Source organism: Vibrio sp. Vb1127 (assembly GCF_033338735.1).
Lineage (GTDB): Bacteria > Pseudomonadota > Gammaproteobacteria > Enterobacterales > Vibrionaceae > Vibrio > Vibrio alginolyticus.
The window spans coordinates 116,253-133,814 of sequence record NZ_JAWOTF010000008.1 but is presented as its reverse complement, the minus strand read 5'-3'; the positions used below and the strand labels follow the sequence as shown (position 1 = coordinate 133,814).

At 37.3% G+C, this 17,562-nt stretch carries 12 protein-coding genes and 2 pseudogenes; 12 read left to right on the top strand and 2 right to left on the bottom strand.

The genetic code is table 11. From position 1 onward, the window contains the following. Positions 1-10: 10 nt before the first annotated feature. Both R7H07_RS13195 and R7H07_RS13190 read left to right on the top strand, forming a co-directional pair. Positions 11-1,024 (top strand): glycosyltransferase, encoded by a 1,014-nt coding sequence (locus R7H07_RS13195; RefSeq protein WP_206959394.1) that lies wholly within the window; start codon positions 11-13, stop codon positions 1,022-1,024. Between the two features lie 704 nt (positions 1,025-1,728). After that, a pseudogene (locus R7H07_RS13190) lies at positions 1,729-2,161 on the top strand (hypothetical protein); the annotation flags it as partial. 9 nt (positions 2,162-2,170) lie between these two features. On the opposite strand, the gene R7H07_RS13185 reads toward R7H07_RS13190, so the two are convergent. Next, complete coding sequence (locus tag R7H07_RS13185) at positions 2,171-3,178, bottom strand: sugar transferase (protein ID WP_206959393.1); 1,008 nt, start codon at positions 3,176-3,178, stop codon at positions 2,171-2,173. 239 nt (positions 3,179-3,417) lie between these two features. Continuing rightward, positions 3,418-4,734, bottom strand: a complete 1,317-nt coding sequence (locus tag R7H07_RS13180) for an MBL fold metallo-hydrolase (RefSeq protein ID WP_206959391.1) — start codon at positions 4,732-4,734, stop codon at positions 3,418-3,420. A gap of 1,148 nt (positions 4,735-5,882) precedes the next feature. Here R7H07_RS13180 and wecA point away from each other — a divergent pair. From wecA to R7H07_RS13130, 10 genes and pseudogenes are all read left to right on the top strand, one after another. Further along, entirely contained in the window at positions 5,883-6,962 is a 1,080-nt protein-coding gene (gene wecA, locus R7H07_RS13175) for a UDP-N-acetylglucosamine--undecaprenyl-phosphate N-acetylglucosaminephosphotransferase (RefSeq protein ID WP_206959389.1), read from the top strand. Positions 6,963-7,133: 171 nt separating this feature from the next. Next, a pseudogene (locus R7H07_RS13170) lies at positions 7,134-7,256 on the top strand (ISAs1 family transposase); the annotation flags it as partial. Between the two features lie 119 nt (positions 7,257-7,375). Further along, positions 7,376-8,815 (top strand): lipopolysaccharide biosynthesis protein, encoded by a 1,440-nt coding sequence (locus R7H07_RS13165; RefSeq protein ID WP_086046472.1) that lies wholly within the window; start codon positions 7,376-7,378, stop codon positions 8,813-8,815. Beyond that, positions 8,805-9,860 (top strand): glycosyltransferase, encoded by a 1,056-nt coding sequence (locus R7H07_RS13160; RefSeq protein WP_206959387.1) that lies wholly within the window; start codon positions 8,805-8,807, stop codon positions 9,858-9,860. Before R7H07_RS13165 ends, R7H07_RS13160 begins: the two co-directional genes overlap by 11 nt. A gap of 9 nt (positions 9,861-9,869) precedes the next feature. Further along, entirely contained in the window at positions 9,870-10,946 is a 1,077-nt protein-coding gene (locus R7H07_RS13155; RefSeq protein ID WP_086046474.1) for a hypothetical protein, read from the top strand. A gap of 4 nt (positions 10,947-10,950) precedes the next feature. Then, complete coding sequence (locus tag R7H07_RS13150) at positions 10,951-12,171, top strand: hypothetical protein (RefSeq protein ID WP_086046475.1); 1,221 nt, start codon at positions 10,951-10,953, stop codon at positions 12,169-12,171. Further along, positions 12,164-13,060 (top strand): glycosyltransferase family 2 protein, encoded by an 897-nt coding sequence (locus tag R7H07_RS13145; protein ID WP_157664332.1) that lies wholly within the window; start codon positions 12,164-12,166, stop codon positions 13,058-13,060. Before R7H07_RS13150 ends, R7H07_RS13145 begins: the two co-directional genes overlap by 8 nt. A gap of 6 nt (positions 13,061-13,066) precedes the next feature. Beyond that, complete coding sequence (locus R7H07_RS13140) at positions 13,067-13,828, top strand: glycosyltransferase family 2 protein (protein ID WP_206959386.1); 762 nt, start codon at positions 13,067-13,069, stop codon at positions 13,826-13,828. 388 nt (positions 13,829-14,216) lie between these two features. Then, positions 14,217-16,277: a YjbH domain-containing protein gene (locus R7H07_RS13135; RefSeq protein ID WP_242539597.1), complete on the top strand. Its 2,061-nt coding sequence runs from the start codon at positions 14,217-14,219 to the stop codon at positions 16,275-16,277. Positions 16,278-16,374: 97 nt separating this feature from the next. Then, positions 16,375-17,541, top strand: a complete 1,167-nt coding sequence (locus R7H07_RS13130) for a nucleotide sugar dehydrogenase (protein ID WP_206959380.1) — start codon at positions 16,375-16,377, stop codon at positions 17,539-17,541. Positions 17,542-17,562: the final 21 nt, after the last annotated feature.

Here is a 17,562-nt window from a genome sequence, read left to right as displayed (position 1 = left end):
GGAGTATAGGGTGCCAGCTAAAATATTACATATTATTACAAAGTCTGAGATCGGCGGAGCTCAAACCTGGGTCAAGGATCAAGTTACACTTTTAGGAGATGAGTTTGAGCACTTTATTATTACAAATAAATCCGGGTGGTTGACGGAAAATACCACTGTAAAAAAACAATTCTTTGTCCCTGAAATCGAGAAAGGCTTCTCACTTAAGGCATATCTAAAAATAGTCGAGTTTATAAAACAAAACCGTATCGATGTCGTTGTAGCAAGTTCTGCAAACGCAGGACTTTATGCGAGATTGTTAAAGGTGATGGTTAAAATTAGAGTGGTTTATGTTTCTCATGGTTGGTCTTGTATATATAATGGTGGGAGATTCCGGAAGTTATATATAACAATAGAAAGAGTACTTTCCTTTTTATCCGATAAAATCCTTTGCGTATCTGAAAAAGACAAACAGGATGCAGCTAAAATCATTGGCATAAATGAAAACAAATTAATACACATACGAAACTGTGTTTTTCCGCGAAAAGTACAAAATAAAGAAGTGAGAAGTTGCTTCAAAGTTCTTTTTTTAGGTAGGCTCGCTTATCCTAAAAGGCCTGATTTGTTGATAGATGCGATTTCTCAGTTGCCTAGTGTAAGCCTTGATGTAGTTGGTGATGGTCCTCTTCTTTCCCAATGCTCTAGGCCCGAAAATGTTCATTTTACCGGGGCTATAGAGAACTTTGATAATTTCTCAGAATATGATTTATTTGCACTAATATCAGATAGTGAAGGTATGCCAATGTCAGCTCTTGAGGCTGCATCGACGGGACTACCTTTGTTATTAAGTAATGTTGGTGGGTGTGGAGAGTTGATAACACAGAATGGTTTGTTAGTCGAGAACGATTCTGAGGCCATACTCAAAGCTATACACGAAATCAAAAATGATTACTCAGACTACAAAGAGCAAGCTGAGCGTCGTTCAGTTGAATTTGATATAAAGAATTCTTACGAATTGTATAAGACACTATATATCGGAATTTAGACACTTGAACTTTTCCATAAGCGGAAAGACAAAAAGCAACATACTCAGAAATGGGAGTTGTTATTTTTAAGATAATATGGGTTGTATTAGCGTGATTACCGAGGGACTCTGACGGGCGAATTGCCTAGGATCTTTATCGTTTCTGTATAACAGGTTTCCGTATGGGATTCTCAATCAGCAATCCTAATTACTCTGTAATTATCAACGATTCGGGCTCTTTACTCGCAGGGCTTCGGTTTTAACCTCATCCCTGAACCATACTCCCTAAACTGTGGACTGGCTTATTTCTATCCCGAGTAGCTTTTTCAATTGAGTTGCGATTGAGTTTGTCCCAGGTGTGGATTTTCTAGGGAGAAGTTGCAAGCTTGTCTTCCTATAGCTGTTGGTTGGTACTCTACATATCACTGAGCCTTCTAAGGCGCAACTCAGGAACTAGGCTCTTTTTGGAAGTTATTGAAGGAGAAGGAGCATTCGACACACTTTTTACCCTGAGGTTAGTTGGCTCAATAAGTTCTATCCCCAGATTCTCACAAGCTCTTTGCATTTGTGATAAGTAGCCAGCGCTTTGCCTCGAATATATCTGCCTTGTCGATGTTCAGAGCCTTAAATAGCCCCCCCTTCTTTCAGTTTGGTTAAGGCTATATTCGATCGTTTCGACTTAAAAGCCTTTGTATTAATTTCATTGTTAGTATCACCAATGATTAGAAAAAGTTCAGAAGTAGCTTATGATTTATGGAGTCAAGTTTAGGGCCTGCACGTCTTACTACCCTCACTTCAATAGCAAATGTGAGCACTCCCACAGAAAACTTATAAAAGTGAGTTTTATCCGACTATAGATGCTTCGGTGTGTATTTCGGAGCATTCTGAACAGCTGAAACAAGCGTTCGCAATCACCGAAATACGCACTTCGGGGGACGGGAAGACCTAGAGTTGTTGTTATCTGAATAGTATCACTACTATAACTGGGAGTTGTCAGATGGCTCTTTAAAAAGCGTTAACCCAAACACCTTTGTCTGACGCCTAACGAAGTACAGCAGTGCTATCAGATTCTGTAAAGAGAGGTTCCAAGAACAGAATTATAAGCTCGTACTTCAATTCAGAAAATTGAAACCTTCTTTATATGAATTACAAATTTGAGTATAAGGCTTAACGCCCCATGCCAAACAAAACTGTTTTTATCGTAAGAAACAGAATCTTCACTTCCATCATCCAGTTTTGGTGTTTGATATAGTAGACATCGTATTTATGCTTCCAAATAGCGTCTTCTACCGATGCGCCGTAAGGGTATTTTACTTGAGCTAGGCCAGTTACCCCAGGTTTAACGGCGTGACGAAAGCGATAGTAAGGAATGGCTTTTTCCAACTCAGAGATGAACACTTCACGTTCTGGGCGAGGGCCAACCATCGACATCTCTCCCTTTAGTACGTTGATTAACTGAGGGAGCTCATCAATGCGAGTTTTACGAATAAAACAGCCGACTTTCGTTACGCGCGCGTCATTTTTTGTTGCCCATTGGGCTCCGTTCTTTTCTGCATCGTTTCGCATCGAGCGAAACTTAATCACTTCAAACTCTTCATTATACTGGCCGGTACGACGCTGTTTAAAGAATACCGGACCTGGCGATTCAAGCTTAATGAGTAGTGCCGTAATAAGCCCTACTGGAATAGCAACCCATGACAGCATGAAGACAAACAACAGATCGATGAAGCGTTTTTGCCAGCTGTTCTTGCGATTAGAAAGGATAGAAAAAGCTTTTTGGTGTAAGAAGTAGCCGCTGTGCAAAAGCTCAGTTTCAGTATATCCGAGTGAACGGTCAAAATAGCTCACTAATGGCTCAACCCAAGCACCTAGCTCTGTCGCCGCGACAAGAAACGCTTGCTGTTCAGGATCTAGATGCGAGCTTTTGAAGTGGCAAAGCGTTTTGCTCTTGAAGTCTCTAAGAGAATAGTTATTAACCTGAGCATTAATCTCAGGATGCCTCTTAAGTACTTGAGCAATTTTTGCTTCGTCTTCTTTTGGACAGTAGATATAAAGGCAAGCATTTGATTCACTTGCGGATAACTCGTCCAATGCTGATGTTATGCTGATAGAATTATGCTTAGTTAATTCAGAAGCTTCTCGTTCTTGAAGCGTGTCGCTCATACTGTCTGTCATAGGAATGGAATAAGTTGTTATCGACTAGCCAATTGCTTACAAGTCGGCGATTATAATTTATTTCGTATAGAAATTATATCCCTGAATCCAGAACATGCTCATAACTTTGTTAATTTTCTTGAACCTGAGTCCTTGTTCATGACTTGTTTTTGAATCTTAACGTAATTATATCAATGAACTCGAAAAACTATGTTTGCGATATATTATATTGCCTCGAAATTAAATGATTGTTCATTTCACTATATAACGCAGTTATATCCGAGGGTTATCAGTTGTTGATAAAGCGATCTTTTCGACTCCTGTTCACCATGAATAAGGTGAACTTCTTTCGGAGGAGTAGGGATACCAGAAACAAACTGTATTAAATCGTCCCTATCCGCATGTGCAGAGTAACCTGACATGGTATGTACTTGAGCCTCCACTCTAACGCGCCTTCCTTCAATCAATATGTTCTCTTCTCCATCCTGAATTCGCCGACCTAACGTCCCTTCTGCTTGATAGCCTGCAAATAGCACATCATTTCTTTTATCTGGCAGCAATGCTTCTAAATAATTGACGACACGTCCACCTTCACACATACCAGAGGCCGCAACCACGATAGCAGCTTCTGCCGTGCTCGCTAGTCGATTGACGAGCTTTAAATGGTCAGCGTGGCTTTCGACGGTAATACATTGATCAAACGCAAGAGGGTGTCGGTGATGCTCGAGCCGCTCTTTCGCTTCAGCTCCCCAAAGCTTTTTAAATTGCCGATAGGTAGTAGTTACCTTTTTAGCCAAAGGAGAATCGAGAATAATAGGCAGAGAATCTTGCAAGGCGTGCTCATGAATAAGCTGTTCTATATCAAACAGTAACTCTTGAGTTCTCCCGACGCTAAAAGCAGGTATAACAATTACGCCACCATCCTGAAGTGCGTGCTCAATAATAGAAAGCAATCGCCTACTGCGAGACTCAACATCTTCGTGAACTTTATTGCCGTATGTTGACTCGATAAACAAATAGTCAGCTTTTTCAGGCGATACCGGGTCAGGTAGGAGAGGCGTGTTGCGAGGTCCCAAATCCCCTGAGAACACAACAACTTCATTGTTTGATAAATGAAACTCAACATATGCAGACCCTAAAATGTGTCCTGCTGGTTGAAAGCGAAGATAGGTATGTTCTTCTATCTCTATCCATTGGGAGTAAGAGCAAGGGCGAATAAGCGTTCGAATAAAATCGAGCAAGCTGTCCCTTTGATGGCGCCTCATGCCTAACTGGAGCTTTAATCCATCTTCTAACATAAGCGGTACGAGCTCAGCGGTGGCTTCCGTACAGTAGATAGGCCCCTTATAACCTGCAGCCAATAGCCAAGGTAGCCGACCAACATGATCGATATGAGAATGGGTTAGAACAACCGCTTTGAGATCAGAGATAGAAAAGTCGATATTCAAACTCTCCTGCTGAGCATTATCTTGACCTTGTAGCAAACCACAGTCGATCAGCACACTTCCATTTTGTAATACGAGCTCGTGACAAGAGCCAGTAACCGTATTTTTCCCACCGTGGTGCAGTACTTTCATAACGAAACGACGTCTTTTCCTTTGTTAACCCACGCTTACGAGTATTTGCTTTCATATATAGCGACACCTCGCGACGTAAAGACGGCTCAGTCAATCGCGCAATGAACAAGGTAAGCAGAAAGTGGTGAATAAGTGAGCGTATTGTAGGCAAGGATAATGAGAGTAAGAAAACAGCAAAACCGAAAGTTTAGAGAGACTTAGATATTCGTCATAAATTTGACTGTGTAGCATTGCAACCTGTTGTGATGCAATTCATATTATTGCAACTATTTTCAGTTAGACTTCTGAGATTAACGCGCTAGCTATACAAACATCAGCTATGCCGGAAGGAGTTTAATAATTAGTAAGCCAACAAAAAAAAGCGTCACGTTTATGGCGAGTTAAGTGTCAGAAAAAAGACATTTTTTTGCAAGCTTTTTACACGTTCTACTTTTAGTTGCAACGTGTTTACTATACAATTCGTCTCCTGTTTGGAAACGCAACCATTAAACACTACGTCTAAAACTTGCTTCTAGGAGCCAGACCTAGGGGCGGTAGCGTGCCCAAATCATCTGTTAGTCTCTTTCCTAACAGAAGAGAGACCAAGCAAGATAATTTTTAATAATAATAAGCACCTAAGTGCATTTCTGGCAAGATTGATTTATAAAAAACGAGAACTATTACAAATTTATGTAATTCCCTTTTGTCAGAGGGACGCTCAAAGCTAACAAAGTGGCGAGCAAATGTTGGTTAGGCATAGGTTACAATTTAAATCTCCATTTCTCATACCTATCAAAACCAAATACTAGGTTTATAGAAGTACATAACTACCGGCCCAAACCGTTAGTTAGTGTATTCAGCTTTGTATTTGGCCTGCCTATAAAAGGCTGAGAACCGATGACCGTCACGAGCTAGTGTCGGTGGAACTCAGTTACTTACATATTCAATATTAGAAATTAGCGTTTGCAATGCGTTACAACCCACGTTGGCTAATGTGGTTTTGTCACGCCAAAAAATCACCTGCTCATTCTTAGAGTTCGGCGTGTCTAGATACGAGCGAAGCAAGAATCAGCAGTATCGGACCTGTGATGCAATGGAATCCGTAAAGGGAATCAGTCGGATGCGTTATAGATTTACCTCAAACTTATTTAATAACACAGTTGGCTACCATGAATAATGCATATTTATTTGTATTTATTTTGTCGTTCGTTCTACTTTTTGTTATGCGCAAAGTTGCTAAGCGCGTAGGTCTGGTAGATAAACCCAATGCAAGAAAGCTCCACCAAGGAGTAGTACCCCTTGTAGGAGGCATCTCCATTTTCTCTACTATACTGGTCGGGTTCCTTCTGTTCCTACCAATGAATGACAACCTATCACTCTACTTATCTTGTTCGGCTGTGCTTATAGTGCTCGGCGCATTAGATGACTACTACGATGTAAGTTTCAAAATTCGTCTTATTATCCAAGCTGGAATATCCCTTGCGATGATTTACATCGGAGGCCACAGCTTACACGATTTAGGCTACTTAATGGGGAGCGAAACCATTGCCCTTAATGAAGTCGCTGGCGCAGTGATCACCGTTATTGCGGTAATAGGCGCAATTAACGCATTTAATATGGTTGATGGCATAGACGGCTTGCTGGGCGGGTTAGCCTCGGTCACCTTTACAGCATTAGGTATTGTGTTTGCCTACAACGGAAACGAATATTTAGCCACGATCTGTTTAATGATCGTGACTGCGATGCTTCCTTACATCTTTCTGAACTTAGGTTTCCCACTTGGTCGTCGCTTTAAAATCTTTATGGGTGATGCTGGCAGTATGTTTATCGGCTTTACAGTGGTCTGGATGCTGATTCGCGGCACGCAAGAACCAGGAGCGGTAGCCTTCAAGCCAGTCACAGCACTGTGGTTAATAGCTTTACCGTTGATGGACATGGCAACCATTATGATCCGTCGTATTCGTAAAGGTCAGTCACCATTCCAACCAGACAGAGAACATCTACACCATATTTGTCAGCGTATTGGGCTTTCTCCAGGTGCAACGTTAATTTTCATCTGTTCGATGGCATCAATTTGTGCTGCGGTAGGTTTGTGGGCTGATTTTGTTGGTATTGGTGAATCAATAATGTTTATTGCTTTCTTGATTTTGTTTGCATGCTATTTTTCGGCAATTAGCCATATTTGGCGCATTTCTTCTTGGTTCAATAAGCTATTTCATACGTTAGGACTTCAGTTTACGTCTAAGTAGGTGTTACAAAAAAGCCTATTGGGGAAGGGTAGTGAAAATAGACTATCTCAAAGTGGATAAAAACTGTCTCAGTTTATGAAAATGGTTGAGACAGTTTTTGTGTTAAATTACCTATAAAATCACTCTAAAAAGTCAAGCTAGGCGCAGCGTTCCTACCCATGCAACACTAAACGTGAGCTATTGAAGTTACTCGACCTACGTGGTTATCTTGTCGCGATTGATGTGATGGGGTGCCAAAAAGAGATTACAAAACAATTCGTTAATAAAGATGCAGATTACACTCTCGCAGTGAAAGGCAAATAGGAATACTCGCTAGTCTATGTGGATCAAGTGCCAGAGTAACACCTTTAATTTTCAACAGGGTACAGATGAACACTCACCTCTATCTTTTCAATTCATAGAGAGCAGAATATTTGAACATTAAAAAAATAATCTACTTTGCTATAGGTCCAGTAATGACCGCTTTAATCGGATTTATCACTTTACCAATAGTAACATGGTTTTTCGCAATAGATGATATCGGAAGAATATCGATGTTGCAGTTACTCTTTAGCTTTACCACTATGTTTTTTTGTTTAGGCTTAGATCAAGCTTACATACGGGAATTTCATGAATCTCGCAACAAAGAAAAATTGTTTAAATTAGTAATTACACCGGCTTTAATCGTTTTTACTATAGTAATTATTATCATAATAGTTAATAAAGGGAAGTTGTCTAGTTTTATACTTGGAGAGTCAAGTGTTAAATTCGATATAATGATCATATTGGGAATGTTTGGTATGCTTATGACTCGGTTCTTATCTCTGATATTGAGGATGAACGAAAGAGCATTAGAATTTTCTTTGAGTCAATTATTACCTAAGATATTATATCTACTTATCATTTTCTTTTATGTGGCTGCAAATTTAAACAAAAATTTAAATAATTTATTGATTGCTAATGTCGCATCTATAATTCTAGCTTTTTCTATTTTTGCATGGAATACTAAATTTGACTGGCTAAGAAGTTGTTTTGAACCAATTGACTTGGATAAAGTAAAATCTTTAATGGCCTATGGTTTACCTCTTGTAATTGGGTCATTAGCATATTGGGCGTTAACAGCCACTGACAAAATTCTAATTAGAAAACTATCAAATTATGAGGATCTTGGAGTCTATTCGGTTTCAGTTAGCTTTGCTGGTGTAGCTATTCTGTTTCAGCGAGTTTTTTCTACGATATGGGCACCAACTGTATATAAATGGGCAAGCCAAAATGTAAATCAAGACAAGATTAACCAAGTGACTAGATATGTGTTATTGGTAGTTGTTGTTGTATTCAGCGTGTCTGGGTTGTTATCCTGGCTCATTGACTTTGTTCTTCCTGATAATTATTTACTTGTCAAGTGGATAGTAATATCTTGTTTAGGAGCACCATTACTCTATACTTTGTCTGAAACTACAGCTGTAGGTATAAATGTTTCTCGAAAAACACACTATAGCATGTTTGCTAGTACTATATCTTTCATATTTAATGCCGTAAGTACCTCTGCGATCATTCCATTTTATGGCTCATCTGGTGCAGCTGTTACTACATGCATCTCTTTTTGGGTGTTTTTAATATTGAGAACTGAGTTTTCTAACTTTTTATGGAAGCCAATACCGAGGCTTACCATATATCTATATACACTTTTGTTAGTCCTTGGTGCAGCTCTAAATACTTTGTATGGGGAAGTGTTGCAAAGTGGAATGTATCTTTATTGGGCGGCAATATTACTAAGTACACTTTTGTTTTTTTATAACGAATATATGTCTTTTATTTATTTCATTAAAATAAATTTTTTAAAAATTGAAGTAGAGAATAAAAATGAAAAATAGAAAGAGCGTTGCGATATTTGGAACCTATCCACCACCGATTGGTGGGACATCGATACATGTTAAACGTTTGCTAGAATTATTGGAAACAAAATCAAGCGCTAAAGTCTACAATACGTTTTTTGGTGCTAAAAATGAGAGTGAAAAGGTAGTTAACTTAGAGAATAAAATTTGGTTTTATTTAAAATTTATATTCACTCTCAAAGAGGATGTTGTGAGTTGCCACACTCATAATTGGTTAGAAAGATTTATCTTAGTAGTAATATCTTTAGTGAGGAATAAGAAGGTAATTATAACTTATCATAGCCTACGAAAAGAATTAGATAAAGAAAAGTTTATGATAAGAATGATGGCTAATTTTGTATTAAGATTTTCCGATGTTCATGTGGCTATTAATAGTGAAATAGAAGATAAGCTAATATCATGGGGGGCAAGTAAAAAAAATACAGTTATACTTCCTACTTTTTTACTTCCTCGAGACTCTGATGAGGAAATCGGAAATGAATTTATTGAAAGTATTATAGAAAATACAGACTTTACAATATGCTCAAATGCCTCAAATAATAATCATTTTAATGGAACAGATGTATATGGCATTGATTTGTGCATTGATGTTTTTAAAAGGATCGTAGATGTTAAACCAAATACAAAATTCATATTTTTAATTACAAGAATTACAAATAAAGAGTACTTTGATTTACTTAGAGAGAAAATAAATTCTTTAGGTTTAGAGAATTCATTCTACTTATTAAATGAATCTGTTAATTATAGCGCATTATTGTCTAAGTGTAACTTATCTATTCGAGCTACATGTACAGATACATATGGGTTATCTGTTGGTGAGTCTATTCATCAAAAAACACCTTGTATCGCAAGTGATGTTTGTGACCGGACGAAAGGAGCGATTTTATTTAAAAGTAGGTCTGAAGATGAGCTTTATAAAAAAATTATTCATGTAATGAAAGAAGAACAGAAAGAATTAGAAAGTTTAAATAGCATTAAAGTTAAAGATTACTCAAGTGAGACACTAAAATTATTTTTAAATTAGAAGTTACTTATGAATTTTATAAAAAAGATAGAAGATATTTTAATCGATGCTTCTCAAAAGGTTTTGGACTTTGACGAAAAAGTAGGTATTGAACCAGGGCATAATGGTCCGTATTATGATCGTGAAACACCGGTTAGAAACACAGCGCATTGGCTTGTCATTTTTTCATGTTTGTATAAACGAACAGGCTGCTTATCATATAAGAAAGCAGCCTATAAGGCTATCAAATTTCTTGCAAGTCAGCCAGCTCGGCCTATGTCTGCTGCATTTTATTGTAGAAAAAATAAAGAAAAAGATTTTTGCAATGGAGTTATGGGACAAGCGTGGGCTATCGAAAGTTTGTTATATGCTTATTCAGTATTCAAGAATGACGAAATTTACTCACTCGCTGAAGATGTTTTCTTACAACACGATTTTGATTGGGAACGTTCAATATGGTATAGATTGAGTGTAGATGGTAGTAGGTTATCTTTTGATAATACATTTAATCACCAGCTTTGGTTTGCTGCTATAGGCAGTTTGTTTACTAAATCTGAAAATATCACAAAAATGTGTGATGTTTTTTTTGAAAATATCGGTTCTAAACCAGAGTTGTACTCAAATGGTGTTCTATATCACAATACATCTATATATAGATTATGCAATGAGAAAAAAGGAATTAGATGCCTAATAGACTATCTTATACATAAAATGTTTATTAAAAAAAACAAGAAAAAGCTATACTCAAAGTCGGTAGGTTATCATGGTTTTAATTTGTATGCTTACGAATTGTTAAAATTTCGATATGGAAATCATGATTTTTATAGCAGTAAAGTATACAAAAAATTGGTATCAGTGATATTAGAGGAAGAGTTTAATAAAGACTTGATTAAATCAGATTATGGTTATCCTTACAACCCCCCAGGCTTTGAGTTCGCATTCTCATTAATGTCAAATGGCTACGATATCGATCTCGTAAATAATGTATTGAACGTGCATTTTAACATTACAAAAGATGATGAATATTATAATAGTGCAGTATCAAAAGATAAATTGACATCTGAGGCAAGGTTATATGAACTAGTTAGAATATTAGATTTGGAATAAAAGTATGTTTGTACATAACGTAAAAGATAAGTATTTTACATTATCTTTTTTGGCAATATTGCTTTTTCCGTTATTTCCTAATATTATGGGTAGCTCACAAGTGCATATTAATGTGCTTGTTCTTTTAGTCTCGATTCTTCCTTTATTCTTTGTTAAGATCAGAATTAACAAAGTGCACATATCTTTACTATGTTATTTTACTCTATGCCAATTGTTGTTAATCCCCTCTGCAATAAATGACTTAAGCAATAAAGATGTAGGTCTTAGCATGATAACTTCGTTCTTGAGACCTTTATTGATATATATAACATATCTATCCTTAGTAGTTATTATAGATAATGTAAGTCTTGAAAAAATATTTTCAATTTTAAAAGTCTTTGTTATTATTTCTATTACTTACGCTTTCATTGAAATTTTTCTATTGGATTATGTTAAGCAGCTTATATTTACATTGTATAAGAGAGAGCATAGAGAAAACCTTTATAATGTGGCTACTACATTTTTCGGTACAAGTTATTATAGCGGATATGTTTATTTTTCAATATTTACATTGTTTTTAACCCGCTTAGAGTTAGATAAGAATAAATCAACCATTTTTGTTACTATCGCTTCCTTATTATTGGTTTTTTTATCTCAAAGTAAGATGCTGATTCTAGCTGTATTATTAGCCATTCTTATTTATGGATATTTATCTAATAGTAAAGCATTTAAAGTGATAGTGACCATAATGCTATTTTCTATATTATTACTGCTTCTTAACTTGGAATCTTTCTTTAATTATGTTGAGAAATATGATCTTGGTTTTTTTAGGTCATTGAAAACACTATTAATGTACTCATCTGAGTCAAACACATTAAACTTTAGAATCGAGCAAATTGAGTATGCCACAAGTTTAGTCTTTAATTCGAATGTAATTACTGGAGTTGGCTTAGCACAAGATGAAATGCTGGAATCGTGGATTGCTCTATTTATGTATCGTTATGGATTAATTGGTGTTTTTTCATTTATCATCTTATGTTTTTACTTATCAAGATACTGCTTGGTAGCTATGAATGCAGATAAAAATAACGTTCGTCTATTGAGCAAGTCAATTTTTATATGGGTCATGTTGTTACCAGTTAGTCAATTAAGTAGCGCAATGATAGAGACATCTAAAATGTCATATCTTTCTAGTTTTTTCTTTGCTCTTTTAACCATTACTTATGACCGGAGTAAGCATGAGTAAATATAGATATACGGTAATAATTCCATTTTATAATGCAAATGAAACGATTGGTAGATTGTTAAACACAATTCCTAGTCGTAATGATATCCAGATTTTAGTAATTGACGATAATAGCGATAATACTAATTTAGAGCTGTTTAAGACAAGGAGTAACTTACAGTACATTGTAAATGATACCGGAGTAAAGGGAGCAGGCTCTTGTAGAAATATCGGTCTAAATCATGCGTTGGGAGATTTTGTTTTATTCTGTGATGCAGATGACTATATGCTAGAAAATGCGTTTAATATTTTTGATGAATATTATAATTCTGATTTTGATATTATATACTTCAAGCCAACAAGCATTTGTTCAAATATAGACCATGTTTCTGTAAGGCATGTTGCCTACGAAATATTAGTTGATGATCTTGTCAATATGGGTAATGAAGATTGTCGATATAAATTTTATGTTCCATGGAGTAAATTGATAAGGAGAAATTTAATTGATGAAAACGATATTCGATTTGATCAAGTAATAGCATCCAATGATGTAAACTTTTCTCTCAAAGTTGGATTTTATGCGAAAAGAGTTTCCGGTGACAAACGAAGTATATATTGTGTTGTTGAGTCAAATAATTCTTTAACTAAAAAGACAAGTGAAGAAGTTATTGATTCAAGGTATTATGCTATGTGTCGATACAATGAATTTCTAGTGAATAATAATCTTAAAGATAAGTTAAACCCGATGACGTTTCATCTAAAAAATAGTCTTAAGTTTGGTATTTATAAATTATTAATGAGGTTTTTTGAAACTAAATATTATGGTTATCCAACATTTCACAATTTAAGTTCAATTAAAATGCTATTTAGAAAGTATGCTTTAATAAGGGAAATAAAAAATAAGGGCTAGTTTGAGATGAATCAAAAACATCTAATTTCAATAATTACAGCGTCATATAATTGCGAGGGTTTCATAAAGAAAACTTATGATTCGATAGCCTCACAAACATATAAACATTGGGAGTGGATAGTAACAGATGATTGTTCTTCAGACAGTACTTTGGAATGTCTCAGGGAAATATCTTTAAATGATAGCAGAGTTAAAGTTTTCTTAAATGATGTAAATTCAGGTGCGGCAGTTAGTCGAAACAATTCTATTTCAAAGTCTCAAGGAGATTATTTAGCATTTATAGATAGTGATGATGTTTGGTACACGGAGAAATTAGAGCAGCAACTATCGATAATGGATTCAAATGATTTGGAATTTAGTTTTACCGCCTATGAATTGATAGACGAATCAGGGAAAAGTTTGAATAAGCGTATAGATTTCGAACAGTGTGAAGCAATTGGTTACAAAGATATGTTAAAAAAGAAAGCTACTGTAGGCTGTTCGACGGTAATGCTACGAAAAAATGCATTTAATGATCTATCAATGCCTCTTATTCGAACGGGGCAAGATTATGCGCTTTGGTTGAAACTATTAAAATTAGGTGCTAAAGCTTACCCAATAAACAAAGTTCTGATGCAATACAGAATCGTCCCTGGCTCAATTTCAAGAAATAAGTTCAAAAAAGCTAAACGCCAATGGGAAATTTATAGAAAAATTGAGCGATTGTCACTATTCAATGCGATGATATGCTTTTCTTTTTATGCCTGGCGGGCGGTGTTTAGAAAATAATACAGTGTTTTATATTTTATTTGATTCTGCTCAAAGCTCTACGTTTTTTGGCTCTATACAGTATAGTTAAGAGTGAAATACCCCTGTTTTTCTAGGATACTTTAATCGACTTTGTTACAATTTATAATGAATCTGAAAGTAATCTACATGGTTCTAGTTGAGGTGTTTAGGTGCTTATTATATCAAATGCCAATGGCTTGTTGTGGTTGTTAAATTTTGGTTGAGATGAGGTGGGGCTGTTTTATTTACACTGGTATATATTAAAGTCCACGTACGGGGTATTTAACTATTATCGCAAAGTACTTTATGTATTCTGTGAGTATTATTTTGAAATGGCAAGTGGATGGCACAGAACGCACTAATTACAGGGATCGCAGCTCCATTATCAATGCTGCTCGTGAGTTTACAATCTTCATCGCAAGAACTGGAAACACTACATTCTAACCAAAGTTTTACTGGGCTTACATTTACACCAAATGCCCAGTCGATAGAGCATGGTGATTTTGCGTTTACTTTCGCGCAAGGGTTACCTTGGAAAAAAACAATCCAAGGAGATGACTCGATTAAGTTTTCTCTTGGAGTAATAAACGGCCTTGAAGCCGTAGGGCGGGTTGCTACAGAAACTTATAATTGCAATAGATTTGTTACTTGGGTTAAGTGTGGTAGCCGCGACTTATCAATGTCATTTAAATATCAATTTCCTCGTTTTTGGAAAAGCGATAACTTCGATCTAGCTTTTGGTATACAAGATTTAGGTGGGGCATCAAATTTTTTTCATTCAAAATATTTGGTGGCGGACTATTCTTTTGATTTTGCACCTTTGCGGTTATCTGTTGGTTATGGTCAATCTGAGATTCCATTGGGTGTAATGAATGGTCCGTTTAGTGGTCTCGAATACCAACCTTTCGATTTTGTTCAGTTCACCGGTGAATACGATGCAGTTGAGTTTAACTCATCAGTGAAAGTATTTACGCCAGAAGAACTTCTACCCTACGGCATGACGGCTTCTCTGAGTTACCAAATTTATACTGGTCATGAAACGGATGAGCAGAATATATGGAATGCCGCCTTGTCTATACCACTCATCACCGATTACACCCGTTCTCGTGAGTATGCTCGTAGTAATGTATCACTGATGGAAAAGCTCTCTCTAGAGCAAGGCAAAGCTTATAATGCGTCAATCGCCGCTTTGGTAAGTACGCTGCGTAATGAAGGCTTTGTTAATATTCAAATTGGTATATTAAATAAGTCGGTTGTAGTCTCGCTTGAAAACCGTCGATACAACCATAATCAAGTTGACGGGTTAGGTGTAGCTCTGGGTATTGTGTCGAGTCATTTAGGTCAAAATGCTGCACAAGATATTGGTGCCGCATCGGATCAATTTGAACTTGTGATGCTTGCTAACCAAAAACCAGTGGTCAGCGTTTTGTCTAACTCTAACTGTTACCAAAGTTTTGTCAATGGCAGCGCAGTTTGTGATGACATTCAGTTTATCACGCGCGATTTGCCGGAAAGACTAGACATGGTTGATTGGAAAACGAAGCGAGTCAATTCAGGCACTTTAGATTCGCAGATCGTACTTTCACCTATGGTAAGGCATGGCGTAGCAACCGAGTACGGAGTGTATGATTACTCTTTTGCCATGTCTAGCAACTTATACACCTACCTATGGTCTGGCGCCGCAATTGATGTTCGTCATATTTTACCTTTAGCAGAAAGTGATGATTTTGAAGAGGGCGGGTATTTCGAAGATAGCGCGTATGAGAACGAGATTGATCGTGCAATGGTGCATCAGTTCTTCCGTTTACCATATGTCGATATTGCTAATCAGGTTTCCCTAGGCTTGGTTAAATCGGATTATATCGGTGCGCGCAGCGAATCAGCTTGGTTCTCTCAATCGGGCAACCATGAGTTGGGACTAGAGATTAGCTATTTCCAGCATCAAGACGAAAAAGACAAAAATGGTTATGCAAACCCAGATCGCCAAACCTTTTTAACTCGTTACACATTCTCTATGCCAGAGTGGGGTTGGCAGTTTAACGCAACTGCTGGCGAGTTTTGGAAAGGGGATGTTGGCGCAAAATTCACTACATCACATTGGTTTGAAGACATAGAAATATCCGCAAGTTATCAGGTGACAAAGTTTAACGATACAGACGAAGAGCAGTTTGTCACTGTGTCGGTAAAGCTGCCATTAACGCCATGGCGTGATATGTCGCCGGGAGTGATACAGATTCGTGGTAATGAGGCTTATGATTTCAACGTTACGACACGAGTTGGTAATGATGCTAACCATTTAGCGGCAGGCCAGGGTGATGAACTCGTAATGGATAATAGTATGCTTCGCCGCTACTTTAACCGAGGCCGTTATGGTCAAGAGTACTTTGAGCAGAACAAGCTGCGTATCCGCAACGCTTATTTGCGTTACTTGGGTACTCAATTGAATTAAGTTGTGTTGCTAGTTAGGCTTTTAGTCAATCACCGCACTCTACCGAGAGTTTAGGTGTTTTGATATGCTAGCGTCAGTTAAATAATAGGAAATAAAAATGAAAATTGCTGTAGCAGGCACGGGCTATGTCGGTTTGTCCAATGCTATGTTATTGTCACAAAACCATGAGGTTGTGGCGGTTGACATTATCCAAGAAAAAGTGGACTTGTTGAACGACAAGAAGTCTCCAATTGTTGATGCGGAAATCGAACATTTTCTTGCAAACAAAGAGCTCAACTTTGTCGCGACGCTAGATAAAGAGCTGGCTTACAAAGGCGCAGAGTTTGTTGTTATTGCCACACCAACGGATTATGACCCTCAAACGAACTACTTTAATACTTCTTCAGTTGAAGCAGTGATTAAAGATGTGATAGCAATTAATCCAGATGCGGTTATGGTGATTAAGTCGACTGTACCTGTGGGTTATACTGCGCGTATTAAAGAGGAGCTCGGTTGTCAGAATGTTATGTTCTCTCCAGAGTTTCTTCGTGAAGGTAAAGCACTTTACGATAACCTCCACCCGTCTCGCATAATCGTTGGTGAGCGCAGCGAACGTGCAGAGAAGTTCGCTAACCTTTTAGTTGAAGGCGCGGTAAAAGAAGACATCTCGGTTCTGTTTACTGACTCTACAGAAGCAGAAGCGGTTAAGTTGTTTTCAAACACGTACCTTGCGATGCGCGTGGCTTACTTCAATGAACTGGATTCTTATGCTGAAGCACATAACCTTGATGCGCGCCAGATTATTGAAGGTGTAGGCTTAGATCCTCGTATTGGCAATCACTACAACAACCCGTCATTCGGTTACGGCGGGTACTGCTTACCGAAAGATACAAAGCAACTGTTAGCAAACTATCAGGATGTTCCAAATAACATTATCGGAGCGATTGTTGATGCAAACCGCACTCGTAAAGATTTTGTCGCAGAGTCTATTCTCAAGCGAGAACCAAAAGTTGTGGGCATTTACCGCTTAATTATGAAGGCTGGCTCAGACAATTTCCGCGCTTCGTCTATTCAAGGCATTATGAAGCGTATTAAGGCAAAAGGCATCGAAGTCGTGGTGTATGAGCCAGTACTTAAGGAAGATGAGTTCTTCCACTCTGCCGTTATCCGCGATATTGACGAGTTCAAACAAATGTCTGATGTTATTGTTTCTAACCGCATGGTTGAGGAACTTGCTGATGTTGCTGATAAAGTCTACACCCGTGACCTGTTTGGTAGCGATTAATTCGTCTTTATATTCAAAATA